The organism is Gordonia sp. PS3 (assembly GCF_041950545.1).
Lineage (GTDB): Bacteria > Actinomycetota > Actinomycetes > Mycobacteriales > Mycobacteriaceae > Gordonia > Gordonia sihwensis.
The window spans coordinates 3574916-3595405 of sequence record NZ_CP169524.1 but is presented as its reverse complement, the minus strand read 5'-3'; the positions used below and the strand labels follow the sequence as shown (position 1 = coordinate 3595405).

Annotated in this window: 16 protein-coding genes, 1 tRNA gene, 1 pseudogene and 1 other annotated feature; of the genes and pseudogenes, 5 read left to right on the top strand and 13 right to left on the bottom strand. The window is 65.6% G+C overall.

Going from position 1 to position 20490, the window contains the following annotated elements:
• Positions 1 to 5: 5 nt before the first annotated feature.
• On the bottom strand, positions 6 to 767 hold the full coding sequence (locus ACE11G_RS16715; RefSeq protein ID WP_006897103.1) for a decaprenylphospho-beta-D-erythro-pentofuranosid-2-ulose 2-reductase: 762 nt from the start codon (positions 765 to 767) through the stop codon (positions 6 to 8).
• 69 nt (positions 768 to 836) lie between these two features.
• Complete coding sequence (locus ACE11G_RS16710; protein WP_375003140.1) at positions 837 to 2255, bottom strand: FAD-binding protein; 1419 nt, start codon at positions 2253 to 2255, stop codon at positions 837 to 839.
• A gap of 171 nt (positions 2256 to 2426) precedes the next feature.
• On the opposite strand from ACE11G_RS16710, the gene ACE11G_RS16705 reads away from it, so the two are divergent.
• Entirely contained in the window at positions 2427 to 2810 is a 384-nt protein-coding gene (locus ACE11G_RS16705; RefSeq protein ID WP_039867714.1) for a universal stress protein, read from the top strand.
• Positions 2811 to 2899: 89 nt separating this feature from the next.
• Here the strand turns inward: ACE11G_RS16705 and ACE11G_RS16700 are convergent, their stop codons facing one another.
• Positions 2900 to 4120 carry a S9 family peptidase gene (locus ACE11G_RS16700; RefSeq protein ID WP_006897100.1) on the bottom strand — a complete coding sequence of 407 codons (1221 nt, stop codon included), beginning with the start codon at positions 4118 to 4120 and terminating at the stop codon, positions 2900 to 2902.
• A 136-nt stretch (positions 4121 to 4256) separates the two neighbouring features.
• Here ACE11G_RS16700 and ACE11G_RS16695 point away from each other — a divergent pair, with 136 nt between their 5' ends.
• Entirely contained in the window at positions 4257 to 4757 is a 501-nt protein-coding gene (locus ACE11G_RS16695; protein ID WP_006897099.1) for a GtrA family protein, read from the top strand.
• A gap of 72 nt (positions 4758 to 4829) precedes the next feature.
• On the opposite strand, the gene ACE11G_RS16690 is transcribed toward ACE11G_RS16695, so the two are convergent.
• The 6 genes from ACE11G_RS16690 to ACE11G_RS16665 form a co-directional block, all read right to left on the bottom strand.
• Complete coding sequence (locus tag ACE11G_RS16690; protein WP_006897098.1) at positions 4830 to 5852, bottom strand: fused (3R)-hydroxyacyl-ACP dehydratase subunits HadA/HadB; 1023 nt, start codon at positions 5850 to 5852, stop codon at positions 4830 to 4832.
• A gap of 88 nt (positions 5853 to 5940) precedes the next feature.
• The gene (locus ACE11G_RS16685; protein WP_006897097.1) at positions 5941 to 6819 is read right to left on the bottom strand and encodes a TIGR03619 family F420-dependent LLM class oxidoreductase; all 879 of its coding nucleotides are present in this window, start codon (positions 6817 to 6819) and stop codon (positions 5941 to 5943) included.
• Between the two features lie 87 nt (positions 6820 to 6906).
• Positions 6907 to 7806, bottom strand: coding sequence for a glycosyltransferase (locus ACE11G_RS16680; RefSeq protein WP_062367982.1), 900 nt, complete (start codon positions 7804 to 7806; stop codon positions 6907 to 6909).
• A gap of 17 nt (positions 7807 to 7823) precedes the next feature.
• Positions 7824 to 8660: an ABC transporter ATP-binding protein gene (locus ACE11G_RS16675; protein WP_006897095.1), complete on the bottom strand. Its 837-nt coding sequence runs from the start codon at positions 8658 to 8660 to the stop codon at positions 7824 to 7826.
• An 8-nt stretch (positions 8661 to 8668) separates the two neighbouring features.
• The gene (locus ACE11G_RS16670; RefSeq protein WP_006897094.1) at positions 8669 to 9532 is read right to left on the bottom strand and encodes an ABC transporter permease; all 864 of its coding nucleotides are present in this window, start codon (positions 9530 to 9532) and stop codon (positions 8669 to 8671) included.
• Positions 9533 to 9554: 22 nt separating this feature from the next.
• On the bottom strand, positions 9555 to 10127 hold the full coding sequence (locus ACE11G_RS16665; protein ID WP_006897093.1) for a bacterial proteasome activator family protein: 573 nt from the start codon (positions 10125 to 10127) through the stop codon (positions 9555 to 9557).
• Positions 10128 to 10159: 32 nt separating this feature from the next.
• Between ACE11G_RS16665 and ACE11G_RS16660 the strand changes: the two genes are divergently transcribed.
• Entirely contained in the window at positions 10160 to 11356 is a 1197-nt protein-coding gene (locus tag ACE11G_RS16660; protein WP_375003136.1) for an aminotransferase class V-fold PLP-dependent enzyme, read from the top strand.
• 135 nt (positions 11357 to 11491) lie between these two features.
• The gene (locus ACE11G_RS16655) at positions 11492 to 11989 is read left to right on the top strand and encodes a MarR family winged helix-turn-helix transcriptional regulator (RefSeq protein WP_231875775.1); all 498 of its coding nucleotides are present in this window, start codon (positions 11492 to 11494) and stop codon (positions 11987 to 11989) included.
• A gap of 27 nt (positions 11990 to 12016) precedes the next feature.
• Here ACE11G_RS16655 and ACE11G_RS16650 read toward each other — a convergent pair whose 3' ends face one another.
• Positions 12017 to 12985 carry an NAD(P)H-quinone oxidoreductase gene (locus ACE11G_RS16650; RefSeq protein ID WP_375003134.1) on the bottom strand — a complete coding sequence of 323 codons (969 nt, stop codon included), beginning with the start codon at positions 12983 to 12985 and terminating at the stop codon, positions 12017 to 12019.
• A 114-nt stretch (positions 12986 to 13099) separates the two neighbouring features.
• On the opposite strand from ACE11G_RS16650, the gene ACE11G_RS16645 reads away from it, so the two are divergent.
• A tRNA-Ser gene (locus tag ACE11G_RS16645) sits at positions 13100 to 13184 on the top strand.
• Between the two features lie 135 nt (positions 13185 to 13319).
• Here ACE11G_RS16645 and ACE11G_RS16640 read toward each other — a convergent pair.
• The 3 genes and pseudogenes from ACE11G_RS16640 to ACE11G_RS16630 form a co-directional block, all read right to left on the bottom strand.
• Positions 13320 to 18224 carry a DEAD/DEAH box helicase gene (locus tag ACE11G_RS16640; protein ID WP_375003132.1) on the bottom strand — a complete coding sequence of 1635 codons (4905 nt, stop codon included), beginning with the start codon at positions 18222 to 18224 and terminating at the stop codon, positions 13320 to 13322.
• A 335-nt stretch (positions 18225 to 18559) separates the two neighbouring features.
• Positions 18560 to 19855, bottom strand: a pseudogene (locus ACE11G_RS16635) (IS3 family transposase).
• Positions 19428 to 19577: a sequence feature (AL1L pseudoknot), on the bottom strand. It overlaps the preceding pseudogene by 150 nt.
• A gap of 52 nt (positions 19856 to 19907) precedes the next feature.
• Positions 19908 to 20420, bottom strand: coding sequence for a superoxide dismutase (locus ACE11G_RS16630; protein WP_375003130.1), 513 nt, complete (start codon positions 20418 to 20420; stop codon positions 19908 to 19910).
• Positions 20421 to 20490 lie beyond the last annotated feature (70 nt).

The following is a 20490-nucleotide window of genomic DNA, read 5'->3' as shown; positions in this document are numbered from 1 at the left end:
GGCCGTCAGATGGGGAGCTTGCGGAACACCGGGCGCGGGATGTGCCGCAACACCATCATGATGAAGCGGAACGGGCCGGGCACCCAGATGACGTCCTTGCCCTTGTCGACCGCGGCGACGGCCATCCGTGCCACGTCTTCCTTGTTCACCGTCAGCGGGGCCTCGGCGACGTGCGCGGACAGGCGGGTACGGACCTGGCCTGGGCGGATGACCAGCACCCGGATGCCCTCGGGACGCAGCGCGTCGCCCAGCCCGAGGTAGAAGCCGTCGAGGCCGGCCTTGGTGGAGCCGTAGACGAAGTTGGAGCGGCGGACGCGCTCGCCGGCCACCGAACTCATCGCGATGATCTGACCGTGGCCCTGCTCGCGCATCTTCTCGCCCAACAGGACACCCACCGAGACGGCGGCCGTGTAGTTGATCTCGGCCTCGAGGACCGCGAGCTTCTGGTCCTGCCAGGCCTGCTCGTCGTCGCCCTGGATTCCGAACGCGACGATGGCGACGTCGATGTCGCCGCCCTCGAAGGCCTTGTCGATCACCTCGCGGTGGGTGTCGGTGGCGAGCGCGTCGAAGTCGATCTGCTCCACCGACGACGCGCCGGCGGCGGTCATCTGCTCGGCCGCAGCGGCGGCCGCCGGGTCGTTCGGGACGGTGGCGAGCACCACGCGCATCGGACCCCGGGTGAGGAACTCCGAAGCGATGGCCAGACCGATCTCGGAGCTGCCGCCGAGGATCAGGATGGACTGCGGAACGCCGACGGCGTTGAACATGGGTGTCTGCTTTCTCACGTGCGGTCGGTGTAGGGCTCGTCGAGCCGGTTCGGACTCAGCCGGCTCGGGTCAGACCAGTTCCAGTCTGCGGCCCATGTCGGACATGAAGACGTGGTTCGGGTCGACGCGGCGCCGGGTGGCGATCCACTTGTCGATCTCGGGGTACATGGCGTGGAAGGTCTCCGCGCTCGTCCGCGAGTCCTTCGCGGTGTACAGGCGTCCGCCGATGGACATCACGCGACGGTCGAGTTCGGTGACGAACTCGTGCAGGCCGCGCTTGATCGGGAAGTCGACGCAGATGTTCCAGCCCGGCATCGGGAAGCTCAGCGGCGCTTGGTTGCCCTCGCCGAACAGCTTGAAGACGTTGAGGAAGCTGACATGGCCAGACGCCTGGATGTCGTAGATGATGCCCTTGAACTCCTCGACGGCCTCGGGCGGAACGATGAACTGGTACTGCAGGAAACCCTTCGATCCGTACGCGCGGTTCCAGTTCCCGAACAGGTCGAGCGGGTGGTAGAACTGCGTCAGATTCTGGATCTTGCCCTGGTAGTCGCCGCCCATCCGGTAGTAGGCCTCGCCGACCAGTGAGAAGTTCAGCTTGTTGGCCAGCCCGTTCGGGAAGATGTCCGGGAAGTTCACCAGCGTGGGCGCGTCGAACTTCAGCGGGTCCTTCGCGAGCTTGTCGGGCAACTGGTCGAGCCGCGCGAGGCTCCCGCGCGAGAAGGTGCCTCGGCCCAGACGCGGAGGCTTGCTGATCGCGTCGAACCAGCCCGAGGAGTACGTGTAGTTCTCCTCCGACCCGTCCATGTGCAGGGCGATGGTCTCGTCGAGGCTGTTGGTGACGCTGCCGTCGGCGATGAAGTACGCGGTCTCGGTGCGCGTCATCTGGATCTTGGCGCGCAGGATGATGCCGGTGAGGCCGATGCCGCCGATCGTCGCCCAGAAGATGGAGGCGTCGGGGTCGTCGGAGGTGCCGCCCGGGGTCAGCGTCAGGATCTCGCCCGACGCGGTGAGCAGCGAGATCTCGACCACGTGGTTGCCGAAGCTGCCGGCGCTGTGGTGGTTCTTGCCGTGGATGTCGCAGCCGATGGCGCCGCCGATCGTCACCTGGCGCGTGCCCGGCAGCACCGGAACCCACAGGCCGTGGGGCAGCGCGATGCGCATGAGGGTGTCCAGGTCGACGCCGGCGTCGAGATCGATGATCCCGGTCTCGTCGTCGATCTCGTGGATCCTGGTCAGCTGGGTCATGTCGATCGTCAGACCGCCCGAGTTCTGGGCGTTCTCGCCGTACGACCGGCCGAGGCCGCGGGCGATGACGCCGCGGCGAAGGTAGCTGGGCTTGTCTGCGTTGTCGTCGGCCACGCGTGCCACCGCTTCGGCGATGAGCTCCGGGTACGGAGTCGACAGGACATGGCCTTCTGTCGGCATGGTCCGGCCCCACCCCATGAGCTTGCGGGTCTCGATCGGGAGTACAGCTGTGTTCGTCATCGGAGTAGAGACTACTCGTCGGTCAGCTGGTCCGGGATCCTTGAGTCGGCGCTGTGTCGGGCGGCACTGCGTATCGAGGTCGGGCTGTGGCCGCCGCGGACTGTGGTGATCGCCGGCGTCGACTACATTCTGTTCTCGAGACGTGTGACAGGAACCAGGGAGGTGGCGGGCATGATCGTCGTCGGATACTCGTCCGGCTCGTTCGGGCGAACCTGCCTGGAGCACGGCATCGATGAGGCGCGCCGCCGCGGGACCGATCTCCTGGTGATCAACGCGGTCTCCGAGGCACGCGGCCAGCGTTACGCCGAGGCCGACGAGATCGTGCAGATTCAGGAGCGGCTGTCGTCGTCGGGGGTGAAGTTCCGTATCACGCAGCCGATCGGCACCACCCCGGCCGAGGAACTCCTCAACGCGATGGACGATCCCGAGGCGGAACTGCTCATCATCGGCATGCGGCGACGCACCCAGGTCGGCAAGCTGCTGCTGGGCAGTACCTCGCAATACCTGCTCGTCGAATGCCGCAAGCCCGTCCTCGTGGTGAAACCCGAACCCTGAGCCGCGCGCCTCCGCGCCGTTCGACGACAGAACCCCCGTCCGGGACGGGGGTTCTGTCGTCGAATGGAGTGTCTACTGTGCGCCGGGCGTCAGCGCAGAATCCGCGCGACGAACGGCGTCGAGTCCTTCATCGAGGCCAGGACGGTGCCCGAGTGATCCTGGGTCGGGTAGACGTGCAGTTCCACGGGCTGCCCGGCCGAGACCATCTGCGCGTACAGCGACAGCGCCGACGGAGCCGGGACGTCCATGTCCTTGAGCCCCTGGCCGAGGAAGATCGGACGGTCGTAGCCGCGATACGGGGTGCTCATGTAGTCCACCAGCGCGCCCTGCACGCCTGGGATGGAGGTGACGGGCTTGCGGAACCAGTCGCGGATCTTCGCTCCCTCGACCACCGAACGCATCTCCGGGTAGCAGCGGGTGCGTGCCTCGTTCACCACTCGACGCCCCTCGGGAGTGAGGATCGACAGCGGCTTGAGGTCGGGCCGGGCGTCGGAGAAACCGGCCCAGATGTAGGCGGCGTAGACGTTCAGACCGGTGGGCAACGCGACCGGAGGGAAGCCGGGACCGGCCTGCCAGACGATGTGCTCGATGTTGGCGGGGGTGCCGGTGGCGACCACGCCGCGGTAGTCCAGGCCCGATCCGCGCGAGTACTCGGTCGCACGGCGGGCGCCGTTGAGCGCCGCGCTCGCGCCCTGCGACTGTCCGACGATCGCCCACGTCTTCGACAGCGGCAGGCCGGAGTGCGATGCGGCCTTCACCGAGTCGACGATCGAGTGGGCCTGCACCTTGCTGCTCAGGTAGTTCATCAGGCCCGGAGTGCCGAGGCCCGCGTAGTCGGTCGCGACGATCGCGTAGCCCTGGTTCAGCCAGTGGTTCAGGTACTCCTGGTCGCGATCGCTTCGCGGCTGGGCCGACGGGGTGCAGTCGTCGCCGAGCCCGGTGGTCCCGTGCGCCCAGGCGATCACCTTGTAGCCGCCCTTCGGTGCCGGGCGCTTCGGGAGGAAGACGGCGCCGGTGCTGACCGCGGGGGCACCGTGGACGTCGGTGGTCGCGTAGAGGATGCGATAGGCGCTCGACGCGCCGGTCAGGTCGACCGACCCGGCGAGCGGCGTCTTCTGGATCAGTGTGCCGGGTGCGCCGATCGGGCCGTTGTAGCCCCGGGCGTCGAGACCCGACCAGACCGGTGCGCCGGTGGCGGCGTCGTCGGCGCGAGCGGCCGGAGCGGTGGCGAAGAGGCCGGCGGCCGCAGTCGCCGCCACGGTGAGGGCGACCACCGATCGCTTGAAACGGAGGAGGGAGGGACTGCTCATAGTGGACGACCCTAAGCCAACCGCCTCACAATCCGGTAGCCGGACGGCTCGATTGCGGGACCGCGTTCTCAGCTTTCGCTCATATCGACCTCGGTCGGCCACGGGCTAGGCTGGCACGGTGTCAGATACGTCGCCCGTGAACGAGGATCCTGCGAAGCCCGGACATCATCCGGAGCACGAGGACTTCCACACCCGTCACGCACCGATGCCGATCGAGCTGCCGCTCGACGACGAAGAGGCGTCGACCGATGTCGACATCAAGACCCAGATCATCCGGTTCATCGCGACTGGAGCGCTCTCGGCGGTCTTCGACTTCAGCCTCACCTTCCTGCTCCAGGAGGTATTCGGTGCGCCGTTCTGGCTGGCCAAAGCGGCGGGCTTCATTCTCGGCACCACGATCGCCTATCTGATCAACCGCCGGTGGACCTTCCGAGCCGAGCCGAGCACCGCGCGGTTCATCGCCGTCGTCCTGCTCTACGCGGTGACCTTCTTCGTCAACATCGGTCTCTACAACTGGCTGATGCACGCCTGGGGGACGGGCTTCCTCCTCATCGTCCTGGCTTTCTGCATCGCGCAAGGTGTCGCGACCGTCATCAACTTCGTCGTCCAGCGTGCGGTGATCTTCAAGATCCGCTGACGTCCGAGAAGTGTTATGCCGTATTCCGTTACCCGAATCGGGTAACGGAATACGGCATGAGAGTTGAGACGATCAGGCGAACTGGACGGTCGCGGTGCAGCGGCCGAAGACGCGCTTCCCGTTGACGCTGGCGCCGAAGACGATCAGGGCGCGACGGGTCTCGGGGTCGAGCGACTTGACCTTCGCGGTGTATTCGACGACCGCCGGCTCGTGAGCCGGGACGTAGACCGGGCTGGTGAACCGTGCGCTCATGTCGCGGAAGGCCGCGGGGTCGCCCACCTGCGAGGTGAGGTAACCGGCGGCGGTTCCGAGGGTCAGCATCGCCTGCGCGACCACGGTGTCGAGCCCGGCGGCCTGCGCCACCTTCGCGCTGTGATGGATCGGGTTCGGATCGCCGGATACGCCGATGTAGTTGATGACGTCGCCGCGGGTGAAGCGCTGCGCGCGGACCGGCAGGTCCATGCCCTCGGTCAGCGAGTCGAACGGAATCGTCGTCCAACGCACATCCGACTCGGGCGGGATCGCCGCCGGTTCGGCCGGGCTGAGCGGCTGCACGTGCCGGTCGCCACCGGTGAACATGATGCCGTCGACGATCTCCTCGAAGTCGTCGGGAAGACGGTCGGCGTCCTCGCCGGGACCGGCCAGCGACGTCCACGACTCCTGCAGCACGCCCTTGTCGATGTCTCGGACCAGGGTCTTGACAGTGAACAGGTCGGCTCCCGCCACGGTGCGGTACGACTCGAGGGAGACGTCGCAGTAGAGCCGGTCGCCGGCCTCGATCGGCCGGTGGAAGGCGAACCGCTGGTCGATCTGCAGGACGCCCGACTTCAGCAGGTCGCCGGGGACGGCCTTCTCCAGGAGCTGGGCCTGCGCCTTGGCACCCATGATGGCGACGATCGTCAGGGGTGCGACGAGCGCGGCGTGCCCGCCTTCGCGGGCCTTGGCGTCGTCCCAGTGAAGCGGGTTGTCGTCGTGCAGGGCGCGGGCGAATTCGCGGATCTTCTCGCGACCCACCTCGTAGTAGTCGGCTGTCGTGAAGACCTTTCCGATCGCCTGATCGATGGCCTCAGCGCGAGTCAGTTCACGGCTGGTCATTCGAATAAGGTACCTGACGTGCGAGGGAGCAGAAAAATGCCGGGTTCGGGGCCGGTCGGCGCCCGGTGGGGCCGTCGCACGACTGCGATCACCCGTTGACTTTCGCGATCACCGACTCGCCGAAGCGCTCCAGATTCGCGATCTTGGTCTCCAGCGGCTCGGTGTCGCGGCCCATGATGTAGGGCAGCCGGAACCCGACGATCACGTCCGTGACGCCCTTGTCCTCGAGGCGGCGGCACCCGTCGACGGTGTACGCATCCAGGGAGATCACGTGGATCTCGAACGGATCGTTCTCCTTGCCCTCGGCCTTGCGGATCGCGCCGAGCTTGTCGATCAGAGCGTCGAGTTCCTCGGGGGCGCCGCCGCCGTGCATCCAGCCGTCGCCGCGGATCACGGCTCGCTTCAGTGCGGCGTCGGCGTGCCCGCCGACCAGGAGCGGAATCGGCTCGGAGGGTGTCGGACTCATCTTGATCTCGGGAATGTCGTAGAACTCACCGTGGAACTCGAAGTACCCGGGAGTCGTCAGGCCGCGGATGATGTCCATGCATTCGTCCATGCGCTTGCCGCGGCGGGCGTAGTCGACGCCCATCAGGTCGTAGTCCTCGCGCCAGGGGCTGGTTCCGACGCCCAGGGCGAGCCGGTTGCCGGTCAGGCAGGCCACCGACGCGGCCTGCTTGGCGACGAGTGCCGGCGGTCGGACGGGCAGTTTGAGCACGAAGGGCAGGAAGCGCAGGGTGCTGGTGACGGCGCCGAGGGCGGCGGCCTGGATGAAGGTCTCGATGAAGTCCTTGTCTTCGAGGAACTCCCGCCTGCCGTCCGGGGTGTAGGGGTACACCGAGTCCGATTCCTTGGGGTAGGCGAGGGAGTCGGGGATCGTCATGCCCGCGAACCCGGATCGCTCGGCCGCCTGCGCCAGCGCCGGATAGTAGGTGTAGTCGGTCATCGCTTCGGCAAAGGTGAATCGCATGGACCCCAGACTAGAACACGTTCTAGTGCGGGACGAGGTTTCCGGATCTCCGGCGACCGGGTCCGCCCATCCGCCTCCGCACGTGGCTCAGGGGCGGCCGAACCGCTCCGCGCGACCGAGGCGGCGCAGCCGCATCCACTCGCGGAACCCCGCCGGATCGCGCTGCTGCACGAGGAAGTACCACGCGAATCGCGCATACTCCTGCGGAAGCAGCTTCCGCATGCCGGGCTGGCTCATCAGATAACCGCGATTGCGGTAGGTGAAGAACCGCTTCACCTCGTTGTCGGGGTACTGCGTGTGCATCCGGCCTCCGAGGATCGGCCGGAACTCGTCGCTGCCGTCGGGGTGCAGATAGGCGGTGGTCAGACAGGTGCCGAAGCCGATCCCCGAACGTGCCAGGCGTCGATGCATCTCCACCTCGTCGCCGCGGAAGAACAGCCGGAGGTCGGGGACGCCGATCGCGTCGAGGGTGTCCGCGGAGAACAGCGCACCGTTCATCAGTGACGCGATGCCCGGCAGCAGATCGTCGTGACCGGGTGTCTCGGTATCGGTGAAGAGTTCCGACCGCTTGCGCCGCCACACCAGACCGCGGCGCAGCGGGAAGGCGAGGTCGTCGGGCGCGTCGATGTTCACCACCACGGGGGAGACCTGGCCGAGGCGGTGGCGGCGAGCGCAGTCCAGCAGTGTCGAGAGCACCTCCGGGCCCTCCGGCCGGCCGTCGTCGTCGGCGCACCAGACCCAGTCGGCGCCCAGCGCCAGCGCGTGCAGCATGCCGAGGGCGAAGCCGCCGGCACCGCCGAGGTTGTGCCGCGAGGGCAGGTAGGTGGTCGGCACGGGCTGGCTCGCCACGAGCTCGCCGACCTCGGGCTCGGCGGCGTTGTCGACGACGATCAGGTGGTCGAGCGGCCGGTCCTGCGCCGCCAGCACCTTCAGGGATTCGGCGAGCAGTTCGCGGCGCTTATGGGTGACGACGACGCCGACGACCATCTCGGCGGTCGGCGCACTCACGCCGAACCCGGGGTGCCGGAGGCGCCGTCGCGCTCGTCGGCGAGTTCGTCGAGCACTTTGCGCACGTGCTGCGCGGCGTCGGGACCCTCGTAGGCGCCGACGACCTCTTCGATGCCGCCGTCCATCCGGATCTGACCGTGGTCGATCCACAGTGCGCGGTCGCAGAGCTGAGCGAGGAACTCGTTGGAATGGCTGGCGAAGACCAGGATTCCCGAACGCTCCACCAGGGCCTGCAGCCGGACGCGGGCCTTCTTCATGAACTCCGCGTCCACCGCGCCGATCCCCTCGTCGAGGATGAGGATCTCCGGATCGATGCTGGTGACCACGCCCAGCGCCAGACGCACGCGCATGCCCGTGGAGTAGGTGCGCAGGGGCATCTCGAGGTAGTCGCCGAGCTCGGAGAACTCCGCGATCTCGTCGGTCTTCTTCAGCATCTCCTTGCGGCTCATCCCCAGGAACATGCCGCGGATGATGATGTTCTCGTACCCGGAGATCTCCGGATCCATGCCGACGCCGAGGTCGAAGACGGGCGCCACGCGGCCGGTGACGCGGCACGATCCGCGGGTCGGCTCGTAGATACCCGAGAGCAGACGCAGCAGTGTCGACTTTCCCGCGCCGTTGTGGCCGACGAGGCCGACGCGATCGCCGTGCTGCAGGTGCAGGTTGATGTCGCGCAGGGCCTCGACCACGACGGTCTTGGAATTGTTGGCGCCGATCACGCCGCCGGCGGCGCCGATCACCGCCTTCTTGAGGGAGCGCGTCTTGGCGTCGAAGATGGGGAAGTCGACGCAGGCGTCCCAGGTGTCGACGCGGATGTCGGTGTTGGCTGTCACAGGTCCTCCTAGACCCAGTACGCCACGCGGGCGCGGTAGTTGCGCATCACGAACATCGCTGCCGTCCAGCCGACGGCTGTGCAACCGATCACGATCAGCCAGTGGTACAGCGCGACGTGCTGGCCGAGCAGCGGGCCGCGCGCGATCTCCAGGTAGTGGTACATCGGGTTCAGCTCCACCAGCTTCAGCCGGCTCGACTCGTCGGCGCCGGTGCTGCTGAGCGACTGCGCCGACCAGATGATCGGCGTCATGAAGAAGACGAGCCGGACGGCGGTGGTCAGCAGCTGGCCGATGTCGCGGAACCGGGTCGACATGATGCCGAAGACGATCGTCGTCCAGACGGCGTTCAGCGCGTACAGCAGCAGCGCCGGGAAGACGAGCAGGACCGTCCAGCCCAGGGGCTGCGGGAACACCGCGAGCAGGATCAGATAGATCACGATGTTGTGGGCGAAGATGATGAGGCTGCGCCACACCACCCGGTACACGTGCACGCTGGTGGGCGCGGGGAGCTGTTTGATCAGTCCTTCATTGGTGGAGAAGACCACCGAGCCGTCGAGGATCGAGGTCTCGATGAAGCCCCAGAAGATGAAGCCGAGGGTCACGTACGGCAGGAAGACCTTGATGTCCTGGTGGAACAGCTCGCCGTAGAGGATTCCCATCGCGACGGCGGTGACGCCGGTGGCGACCGTGATCCACAGCGGACCGAGCACCGAGCGCTTGTAGCGCTGCTTGATGTCGGTCCAGCCGAGGTGCAACCACAGCTCGGAGTTGCGGAACCCGTCGACGAGGTCCTTGAAGCCACGACCGAACGTCTTCGAGTCGGAGGCCTGGGGCGCGGGCGGGATTCCGCCGTCATTGACTACGGCTGACACAAGGCCACAGCATACAAGTGCCTCAGAGGTACTGACCTGTGCTGTGCCCGTCGTGTGGCACAGCTCCCGGAGGCAGCGCGCCCTGGCGCATCTGTTCGAGTTGGCTGCGGGCGGCCATCTGCTGAGCGAACAGCGCGGTCTGGATGCCGTGGAACAGGCCCTCCAGCCAGCCGACGAGCTGAGCCTGCGCGATCCGCAGCTCGGCGTCAGACGGGGTCACATCGTCCGAGAAGGGCAGGGCCAGCCGGTCGAGCTCGTCACGGAGTTCCGGCGCCAGCCCGTCGGCGAGCTCGGCGATCGACGTGCGGTGGATCTCCGCGAGCCGGTTGCGGCTGGCGTCGTCGAGAGGAGCCGCGCGCACCTCTTCGAGCAACTGCTTGATCATCGTCCCGATCCGCATCACCTTCGCGGGCTGTTCCACCATCGACGCGACGGTGCCGGGCTGGTCGTCGTCCGCGGAATCGCGGCTCTCCTCGTTCGACGGCAGTCCGCCGGGGAGGATGATGGACTGCTGCTGGGGAAAGCCCGAATCGGGCTGGTCGTCTGGGCCGCCCGGTGTCGGGGAGCCGAACATTGCGGGGTGCATGGCGTCCATTGTGCCTTTTCGGTGCCAGTATCGTTGTGCGCATGCCGTTCGACGTCGCCTCGGTCAGGGGGCTCTTTCCCGCGTTGGGGGACGGCTGGATCTACCTCGATCCGCAGACCGGGATGCAGATCCCCGATTCGGTGGCGTCCGCCGTCTCGACCGGATTCCGGTCGCTTCCGGTGGTCGCGGGCAGTCGTAGCCCCCAGGCTCGCGCAGCGGCGGAGACGATCGAGAACGCCCGGCGGGCGGTCGCGGATCTGCTCGGCGCCGATCCCGCCGGTGTGGTGCTGGGGTCGTCTCGAGCGGCGCTGATGTCGGCGCTGGCCGACGCGTTGCCCCTGTCCGCGTGGCTGAACCGGAACATCGTGCTCTCGCGGTCTGACGACGAGGCCGTTCTGACGCCGGCGCTGACCGGAGCGGCACGCCACGGGACTCAGGTCCGGTGGGCGGAGATCGACGTGGAGGACGGGACCCTGCCGACCTGGCAGTTCGCCGACATCATCGACGACCGCACCTCACTGGTGGCAGTCACTCTCGCCTCGTCGGTGAACGGCGCGATCACCGATATCGGTCCGATCGCCGGGCACGCCCGCGCCGCGCGGGCCCGGCTTCTGGTGGACGCGACCACCGCGGCGCCCTATGTGCCGCTGTCGATGGACGAGCTCGGCGCCGATGCGGTGCTGGTCAGCGCCGAGCGGTGGGGCGGCCCGCGGGTCGCCGCCCTCGTCTTCGCCGATCCGGAGCAGTTGGGCTCACTGGTCCGCGTGTCGATGAATCCGAAGGCCGCCGGCGCGGCACGCCTCGAACCCGAGCCGCTGCCGGGCGCCCTGCTCGCCGGGTTGATCGCGTCGATCGAGTATCTCGCCGGCCTCGATCAAGCAGCTGCGGGCACCCGCCGCGAACGCATCACCGCGTCGATGGACGCGACCTTCGAGTACGTGCACCGTCTGCTGTACTACCTGGTGAACTCCCTGTCGCATCTGTCGAACGTGCGGGTCATCGGGCCCGATGTGCACCGGGTCCCCGTGGTCAGCTTCGTCGTCGAGGGTGTTCCGGCCACTGAAGTCTGTGTTCGGCTCAGCGACAACGGGATCGCCGCACTGGCAGAGGTTCCCAGCCGCGCGCTGGGGGCGATCGGCGTCGACGAGATCGGCGGCGCCGTCACGGTGGGGCTCTCTCCGTACTCCACTCCGTACGAGGCAGACCAGCTGGTGAGGGTGCTCGGCTCGTTCGGCTGATCGCGCATACGGTGTTGATCCGTTCGGCGGACGTCGAGTTTGGCCACCGCGTACCCGCCGGTAGGGTCGTGATCGGCCGACCGTGACTCGTCGTGGCGGTCGATCGAGAATCTCATGAGGGTGGAGGACACGACCTTGGCGGAACCGGAAGGTGGCGATTTCGCTGAGCGCGGCGCTGATGGGCCTGCGTTGACGCCGGAGCAGCAGAAGCTGTGGCAGCAGTTCGTGAGCGGCGGCTGGATGATGTACCGCGCGTTCTTCCGCGAGATCGACCGTGCGGCGCCGCTGACGTCGGCGGACTGGCGACTGCTCGAGGTTCTCGCGTCCGCGCCGCAACTGCGCATCAGCGATCTCGCCGATGCCACCCAGATCGGTCTCAGCACGGTGTCGCGCCAGGTCAGCCGCTTTCTGGAGCGCGGCTACGTGGTGCGCGCGGAGTCGGTGGAGGACGATGCCCGTCAGAAGTGGGTGCAGATCACCGACGAGGGTATGGAAGCGCTCAAGCCGATCCTCGACACGCGTGACCGGGCGGTGCGCCGACTCGTCGTCGACCAACTGACTCCCGAGGAGTTCGAGCAGCTCTGCACGCTCTTCGGCAACCTCGGCGCGCGCATCGCCGAGACCGAGGACTGACGCCGAAGGGCGATGCCGCCGCGGCCGTCAGGCGATGGTCAGAAGCACTTTGCCGACGGCGTCGCCGGATTCGAGGCGCGCGTGCGCCGCATCGACCTCCGCGAGCGGGAAGGTGGAGTCGATCACCGGCCGGATGTCGCCCGACTCGATGAGCGGCCAGGTGCGTGCCACGGTCTCGGTGACCACCGCGGCCTTCGAATCCGGTCCGCCGCTGGCGGGGCGGGTACGCAGGGTGGTGCCGCTGACCGACGCGCGCTTGGCCATCAGTTGCCCGATGTTCAGTTCGGCCTTGGCGCCGCCCTGCATGCCGATGATGACCAGGCGGCCGTTGGTGGCCAGCGCCGAGACGTTCCGGGCCAGGTACTTGGCGCCGATGATGTCGAGGATGACGTCGGCGCCGCCCTCGATCTTGAGGCGCTCGACGAAGTCGTCGACGGTGTAGTCGATCAGGATGTCGGCGCCCAACTCGGCCGCGCGTGCGAGCTTCTTCTCGTTGCGCGCGGTGGTCGCCACGCGCGCGCCGAGCGCGCTCGCCAGTTGGATGGCGTGTGTGCCGATGCCGCTGGTGCCGCCGTGGACGAGGAAGAGCTCGCCCGGCGCCAGCCGGCCGGTCATCACCACATTCGACATCACCGTGCACGCGACCTCCGGCAGCGATGCCGCCGAGACCAGGTCGATGCCTCGCGGAATCGGCATCACCTGGACCGCAGGCACGGCGACCCGCTCGGCGTAACCGCCGCCGGCCAGCAGCGCGCAGACCTCGTCGCCGACCCGCCACCCGGTGACGCCGGTACCGAGCGCGCTGACCACGCCCGACACTTCGAGCCCGAAGATGTCGGAGGCTCCCGGCGGCGGGGGATAGTGCCCGGCGCGCTGGAGGAGGTCGGCTCGATTGACTCCCGCCGCGGCCACGTCGATGACGACCTCGCCGGGCTGTGGTTCGGGGTCGGGGACGTCGGTGAGGGTCGCGGACGCGGTACCGGGGATGGCTCGCATACGGTTCAGTGTTCCAGCACGAGCCCGGTCGCGTCGAGAGCCCATTCGTCCGGTGCGGCCCGGGACCACCGGCGGGCTCCCGGCCACCGGTCATGCGATAACGTGGATCGCCAGGGAAGCGTGGCAGAGCGGCCGAATGCACTCGCCTTGAAAGCGAGCGTGGGTAAAACCACCGGGGGTTCAAATCCCCCCGCTTCCGCGGATTATCGCAGGTCAGATGTGGTAATTCTGACCTGCGACCTGCTTCAGTGTGGATGCCGAGGAACCGCTAATGCGCTAACGCTGCGCTAATTCTCGGGTGAGCGCACGTGGCCGATCTCGTGACTTTCGCCGGTCAGGTCAGAGAGTCGACGATCTTCATGGTCTTCACGGCCACGGTGGTTACCTTGCGGATCAGGTCGACGATGTAGGTCGGATCGTCATGTTCGTCGCACCAGTCGTTGGGGTCGTTGACGATCTTGGAGTCCTTATCGGTTTTGACCTGGTAGCGCTCGATTATCCAGCTGAGGGCGGTCCGTGATCCGAGGAGGTAGCGTTCCGCGTCTTCGGGGATACCGGAGATGGTCACGTGAGGGTTGTAGACGATCGTGGAGTGGTCGGCTTTGGAGCGCCACTTCATCTTCTGCACGCGCCAGGTGTCAGGGTCGCCGGGGTTGTGGCCCTTCTTCACGGCAACGTCGAGCGGGTACGGCTCGGCGTCTTCGTAGTCGGTGTGCAGCTCAAGCAGTTGTCGGCCAGCGTTGGTGTAGGTGTCGAACTCGGTACGGGACTCCGGTGTGGGGATGCGTGGCAGCATCTTCTTCAGGTCTGCTGCATAGGTGGTGCGGTAGGTCGGTGAGTGCAGGAGTCCGTAGACGGAGTTGAAGATGTCGTCCTTGGTGATGTCTTCGCCGAGTTTCGATCGGTACAAGGATGCGATCTCGTCGGTGATGTTGTCGACGCGCTCGTAGCCCCATTCGTCGACGTTGACCTCACCGGTCGAGAAGTCGAGTGCCCCATCGTCCGTGTCGGGTTTGCGGTAGGTGTACCGAGAGAAGAACTGGCCTGTGTCCAGAGTGTGGAGATTCGGCAACTCCCTCGTAGCGAATGGTGTGAACTCAAAGTGCGACGCTGGAGCCGTCAGAACGATCCCGATGTTCGTGTGGTGCGGGGTTGGGTACATGCTTGGAATTTGTGATCGCTCGTGGTTGAGGTACTTGTCGAAGTAGACGTGCTGCTTATCGAACGGACGGTAAGTTCCGGATGTGAACTCTCCTGCTCTCTCGATTACTCGATTCCGTGCGGCATGGGTTCGTAGACTACGAGACCATTTGATGCGCCCTGAGTCCGACGCGGTCGGTGAGGTTTTGAGGAACTCGGTGACAGTGGCTTCTTTGGGCTTCGTGATGTCACGATCGGCGCAGTACGCCCGGAAGTCGGTGAGTGCGGCGTTGTAGTTGGTGATGAGGCGTGCGACGGACTCTTCGAGCTTGGTCCGGCTGTAGTTGTACACCCAAGCGTCTCGATTGGTCTGAAGACCGGCAGAGAACGTGCTGAACACCGTGATGTCTCCCGGCTTCGTCTTCTTGTCGCCGATTGCGGGGTATGTGGCGAAGGTGTCGTTGCGTTGGTTGATCCAGTCACCTGCGGTGTTGGGGGTGATGGTGTCCCAGTCGATAGTGGGTAGTGGGTCGGTGTCGAGGATGCGGAGTTTGTCGTCGAGGTTGAGGTAGTCGCCGATGTCGCGGTAGTGGATGGTGGCGGGTCCGGTGTGGGTGGGGTCTTTGACACCGACGAAGATGGCGATCGTTGTTCGTCCACCACTGCCGAAGACGTTGCCCTTCTCCTTCTTGCGGAGTTCGCCTGCGGTCCGAGCGTTTCCGCGGAGGTTGTAGACGTAGAGGTCGCTGTAGTCGTTGGCGAGGGTGAGGCGCATGCCGTCGTGGGCGTTGCCGTCGATCCAGCCGCCGTTGGAGACGAATGCGACGATGCCTTGGTCGCCGATGCGGTTCGTGGCCCAGCGGAATGCTCGGATGTAGGAGTCGTACAGGCTGTTCTTGTTGGTGGCCGTTGAGCGGGCGGCGTAGGTGTTCTCGATGTGGCCGTCGAGGGTGGGGTACTTGATGTTGGCGTTGTTGTCGTTGGCGCTGTCTTGGCCGACCGAGTAGGGCGGGTTCCCGATGATGACGTTGATTTTGGTGCCGAGTTGGCGGGTGATGCGGTCGTTGTTTGCCGGGAACATTTCAGCGTCCATAGTGTCGTCGGATTCGCTGATCTGGAACGTGTCGGCGAGGACGATGCCGGGGAACGGCTGATAATCGGCTGTGTCGACCTTGCCGACCAGGGCGTGGTAGGTGGCTTCGATGTTGACTGCGGCGACGTAGTATGCGAGCAGCATGATCTCGTTGGCGTGTAGTTCTTGGGTGTATTTGCGGGCGAGGTCGTGGGGGGTGACCAGGCCGGTCTGCATGAGTCGGGTGATGAAGGTGCCGGTGCCGGTGAACGGGTCGAGGATGTGGACGTTGTCGTCGGTGAGTCCCTTGCCGAAGTGCTCGCGGGAGACGGTGTCGGCGGCGTGGAGGATCCAGTCGACGACCTGGACGGGGGTGTAGACGATGCCGAGGGCATCGGCCTGCTTTTTGAACCCGATTTTGAAGAAGCGTTCGTATAGGTCTGCGATGATGCGCTGTTTGCCTTCGGCGCTGGTGACCTGGGAGGCGCGGAGTCGGACGGAGTCGTAGAAGCTGTCGAGACTTGCTGTTTCTGATTCGAGGCCGGTGTCGCCGAGGGTGTCGACCATGCGTTGCATGACGATCGAGACCGGGTTGTGGGAGGCGAAGTCGTGTTCGCTGAACAGGGCGTCGAAGACTGGTTTGGTGATCAGATGCTGGGACAGCATGCTGATCGCGTCGTCGGTGCTGATGGAGTCGTTGAGGTTGTCGCGCAGCCCGTCGACGAACTTGCCGAACTCCGCTTCGATGGCTGGATCGCCTTGGGCGAGGATCGCTTTGATGCGGGTGATCTGCGCGGCGGAGATGTCGGCGACGTCGTGCGCCCAGTCTTCCCAGTAGGTGCGGGTGCCGACTTTGTCGACGATGCGGGCGAAGATCGCTTGCCGCCACTGCGACAGGGAGAACAACGCCAACTGCGAGGTGAAGTCAGCGTCGTTGCTGGTGTTGTCGGACCCGGTGCCGTCGGACGGGCCGATCGACTCAGTCTCGTCGGTGGCGGCCGGGCCGATGTGTCCGCCCATCAACGAGTCGGTACCAGCACCGAGCTTCTTGGTGTCGGCGGCGTTGAGGTTGATGGCGTTGACGTGGGCGTCGAAACGCTCGTCGTGGGAACGTAGCGCGTTGAGGACCTCCCACACGACCTTGAATCGTTTGTTGTCCTGCAACGCTTGTGACGGGCTCATCTCGGCCGGTACGGCCACAGGAAGGATGATGTAGCCGTAGTCCTTGTCATCGGACAGGCGCATGACGCGGCCGACGGCTTGGACGACGTCGACGATCGAGTTGCGTGGGTGCAGGAAGAGGACGGCATCGAGGGCGGGGACGTCGACGCCCTCGGACAGGCAGCGTGCGTTGGTGAGGATTCGGCATTCGTTGTCCGACAGCGGTGCGCTGATGCCTTTGAGCCAGTTGATGCGGGACGTGCGTTCCAGTGCGTTGTAGGTGCCGTCGACATGTTCGACCGAGCAGTACAAGTCCGTGTTGTTGGTTGCGGGGTCGTCGCTGTCTTCATCGTCGAGAGTGTCGCGGTAGGCGTCGACCACAGCGGGGAACATCTCGGCGACCGACTTCGAGGTGGCGATGTCTTTGGCGAAGGCCACAGCACGGCGCATGGGGTTCTCGCCAGGGGCAAAAGTGGAGCCGTCGATCGCAGCGCCGGCGCGTTTGGCCAACCCGTTCCAGCAGCCGACGATGCGGGTGGCGTCATCCAGGCTCAGCTCGCCGTCGGGGCCGGCGAGTTGTGCCTGCATGGGGCCTGCGACCAGGGACTGGTCGACCGTCAGCACAAGGACTTTGTAGTCGGTGAGCAGCCCTTTTTCGACGGCTTCTCCGAATCCGAGGTGGTGGAACTCTGGGCCGAACAACTCTTCGTTGTCCATCGAGGCGACCTCGGCCGAATGCTCTTCGGCCTTGTCTTTGAGCTTCTGGTCGTAAATCCGTGGGGTGGCGGTCAGGTACAGGCGTCGAGTCGATTTGAGGAAGTCAGGGTCGTGGACTTTGACGAAGTTGGACTCATCCGCGCCGGTGAGGGTGACGCCGGTCGTCCGGTGTGCTTCATCGCAAAGCACAAGGTCGAAGTCCGGCAGTCCTTGGGCCTGGGCGTCGGAGACCACTGGCAGGGACTGGTAGGTAGTGAAGACGACCGTTAGGCCGTTGCTGTCGAGGTCTGCGCTGGTGAGCGACTCTGCCAGCTTCGCTGCGTTGGTGGTGACCGGGATGGCAACGTCGTAGGTGCGGGAATCCTCAGCCGCCCGTGAGACCTTCTGGTCAGAACAGACAGCGAACGCACGCAACGGCATTGAGGTCTGTGCGGTCCACTCACGGAGCGTCTGAGACAGCAGAGAGATCGATGGAACGCAGAACACGATGCGTGCGTGCCCGCCGTTCTCTGTTGCTGTGCGTTCGGCGATCTTGAGCGCGGTGAACGTTTTGCCAGTGCCGCACGCCATGATGAGCTTGCCGCGGTCGTTTCCGGCAGCGAATCCCGTGAAGACCTTGTTGATTGCGAGTTGCTGATGGTCTTTGGGCTTGTGCCGGGTGATCTGCTCGACTCCGACGGTGAAGTCGTCGTCGGCCCACTCGATCTGCCAGTCGATCGGTGAGTCGGCGAGGAGGTCCAGGCCGATGCGTTGTACGGGTTTGGACTGGTCGTTCAACGCGTCTTCGGCGTTCTTCCCCCAGCGGTCGGTGGTGGAGATGATGATGCCGCGGGTGAACGGGGCTTTGCCGAGCGCGGTGAAGAAGCTGTCGATGTCGTCTTTCGCCAGGCGGTGGTCAGGTTCGTAGAACTTACACTGGATCGCTGTGAGTTCACCGGTGATGCGATCGCGTGCGACGAGGTCGATGCCGGTGTCGGGCTTGCCGTTCCGGCCGTCCCAATCGATCCAACGACATACCGACTCGTAGCGGTCGGCGAGCAGGGGGTCCAGCTCGAAGTAGCGGACCATCAGCTTCTCGAACTTCGTGCCGCGCTCCGAGTTTGACGGGGCCTGCCTGAACGCGTCGATGACTTCGTGGATCGATCCCACCGTGGTGCTCCCTCTGCTTGCAACTCTGCGGAGTACCAATCTTGCCTTGTGAGGGAGCCTCCGACCCGTCCGACGCCCCGACTGGGTCTAACGCCATGTAGGTTCACTGCTGTCGACGAGGGACCGAGGACGGGCCTGGCGTTACTCTGAACGGCACGAACGCGTTCCGAACGCTGATTGTTCGTGGTTGCGGACGACAGCAGACCGACCTGTCTGTCTACAGGGTAGGAAATAGACAGGTTGGTCTGTTTGGGGGTTCACAACATCTCGGATCCGCAATCCCTTCCGGCGTCACCTTTCGTGTTTGAATCGCCCCGGGTTTCGTGGAGGCTCGGTTAGTTGGATCCGACCTCGGTGAGGACCGGATTCTGACGGTAGTGCTTCGTGGGTTGTGATGCCCAGTGGTTGGCCTCGAATTCAGCTGGCGGGACGAGCCCGATCTCGCCGTGAAGCCGTCGGTGGTTGAACCAGTCGACGTATTCAGCGACCGCGATCTCGATGTCACCGACGTTCTTCCAGCCGCCCTTGGGCCGCATGACGGGGTTGCGGATGCACTCAGCCTTGAACAGCGAGTTGAGCGCCTCGGCCATGGCGTTGTCGTAGCTGTCGCCCTTCGACCCGACGGATGCGACGGCGTTGGCCTCGGCGAGCCGCTCGGTGTAGCGAATCACTCGATACTGGACTCCTCTGTCGCTGTGGTGGATAAGGCCAGTGAGGTCCTGGTCGGCGCTGCCGGGCCCACAGCCCCATGTCGAGGGCGTCCAAAGCGAGGTCAGTGCGAAGCGAGGTCGACACCTGCCAGCCGACGATCATCCGGCTGAACACATCTAGGACGAACCCGACGTAGGCCCACCCGGCGTGTGTTCTGACGTAGGTCAGATCGGCCACCCACAGCTGGTTCGGTGCAGTGGCGACGAACTTCCTGTCGACGAGGTCTTCCGGACGTTCGGTCTCGGCGTCGGCGCCGATGGTGGTCTTGCGGGTCTTCTCCCGACCGATGCCACGTAGGCCCTCATCCTTCATCAGTCGCTCGACGGTGCACCTGGCGACCTTGAGGCCCTCGCGGTTGAGCTCGGCGTGAATCTTGCGGGCGCCATAGACGCCGAGGTTGGCCTTGTGAGCATGCCGGATATCGATGACCAGCTCAGCGTCTCGTACCGCACGTGCCGAGGGTGGCCGCTTCTTAGCGGCGTAGTAGGTGCTCGGGGCGATCTGCACGCCGGCGTCCTTCACCACAGCGCAGATCGGCTCGACCCCGAACCGGTCGCGGTGCTGATCGATATAGTCGACCAGCACCGCGGTGGGTACCTCTACTTGATCTTGCGGTCGAGCTCCGCTGCCGCGAAAAACGCCGCAGATGTCTTCAATATCTCGTTCGCCCGACGCAGTTCGCGGACCTCGCGCTCGAGCTCGGCCAGCCGCTGCGCGTCGTCGGTCGTGGTACCCGGCCGAACACCGCCGTCGATCTCGGCCTGACGGACCCAATTCCGAAGCGCTTCGGGATGAACCCCGAGCTGATCGGCGACCCGCTTGATCGCCCCACGAGCGGACTCGGGGTCCTTCCTGGCGTCCATCGCCATCCGCGTCGCCCGCTGCTGGAGCTCAACGCTGTACTTCCCCGGTCCTGCCATGACTCTCATCATCCTTCCCAGGATTGAGAGCCTCCATCAGACCCGGGGCGATTCAGTACTGGAGGTAGAACGCATGCTCCCACGTGTCGAAGACGAGAATCGGGGTGGTCGTCGGTGCGACGGTGATGTGGTGATCGTGGATCTGAGTCACCACCAGCCGTACGCCGAGCGGGTCCCACGACAGGGCCGCCCAGCCGGCTCCCTGCACGCTCGCGGCGGCGGCGTTCATCTCGGCCTGGAATGAGTCGAAGTCGCCGAAGTACTCGTCGATCGCGGCCGCAAGTGCGCCGGCGGGCCGGCCGCCGCCTTCCGGCGACAGGTTGGTCCAGAACATCGAGTGCAGGATGTGTCCAGCCAGATGGAACGCCATCGCACGCTCCAACCCGGGGAGATTCGAGAAGTCGCGCTCGGCCCGAGCCTGTTCGATCCGCTCGAGCGTGGTGTTGGCTCCCTTGACGTAGGCGGCATGGTGCGCGCCGTGATGCAGCTCCATGATCTCGCCGCTGATGGCGGGTTCGAGATCGCCGTAGTCGTAGGGCAGGTCGGGCAGGTGGTAGACGGGCACCGGTGACTCTCCTCGTTGAGCGTGACTCTCGTACGTCACGCCACCCTAGCGAGTATTCGGACACCCGAAC

Coding starts and splice junctions, on each gene's coding strand:
- ACE11G_RS16660 (WP_375003136.1), top strand. CDS start 10,160: ATGCCGTTCGACGTCGCCTCGGTCAGGGGGCTCTTTCCCGCGTTGGGG.
- ACE11G_RS16665 (WP_006897093.1), bottom strand. CDS start 10,127: ATGGACGCCATGCACCCCGCAATGTTCGGCTCCCCGACACCGGGCGGC.
- ACE11G_RS16705 (WP_039867714.1), top strand. CDS start 2,427: ATGATCGTCGTCGGATACTCGTCCGGCTCGTTCGGGCGAACCTGCCTG.
- ACE11G_RS16710 (WP_375003140.1), bottom strand. CDS start 2,255: ATGACGAACACAGCTGTACTCCCGATCGAGACCCGCAAGCTCATGGGG.
- ACE11G_RS16650 (WP_375003134.1), bottom strand. CDS start 12,985: ATGCGAGCCATCCCCGGTACCGCGTCCGCGACCCTCACCGACGTCCCC.
- ACE11G_RS16715 (WP_006897103.1), bottom strand. CDS start 767: ATGTTCAACGCCGTCGGCGTTCCGCAGTCCATCCTGATCCTCGGCGGC.
- ACE11G_RS16700 (WP_006897100.1), bottom strand. CDS start 4,120: ATGAGCAGTCCCTCCCTCCTCCGTTTCAAGCGATCGGTGGTCGCCCTC.
- ACE11G_RS16690 (WP_006897098.1), bottom strand. CDS start 5,852: ATGACCAGCCGTGAACTGACTCGCGCTGAGGCCATCGATCAGGCGATC.
- ACE11G_RS16680 (WP_062367982.1), bottom strand. CDS start 7,806: ATGGTCGTCGGCGTCGTCGTCACCCATAAGCGCCGCGAACTGCTCGCC.
- ACE11G_RS16685 (WP_006897097.1), bottom strand. CDS start 6,819: ATGCGATTCACCTTTGCCGAAGCGATGACCGACTACACCTACTATCCG.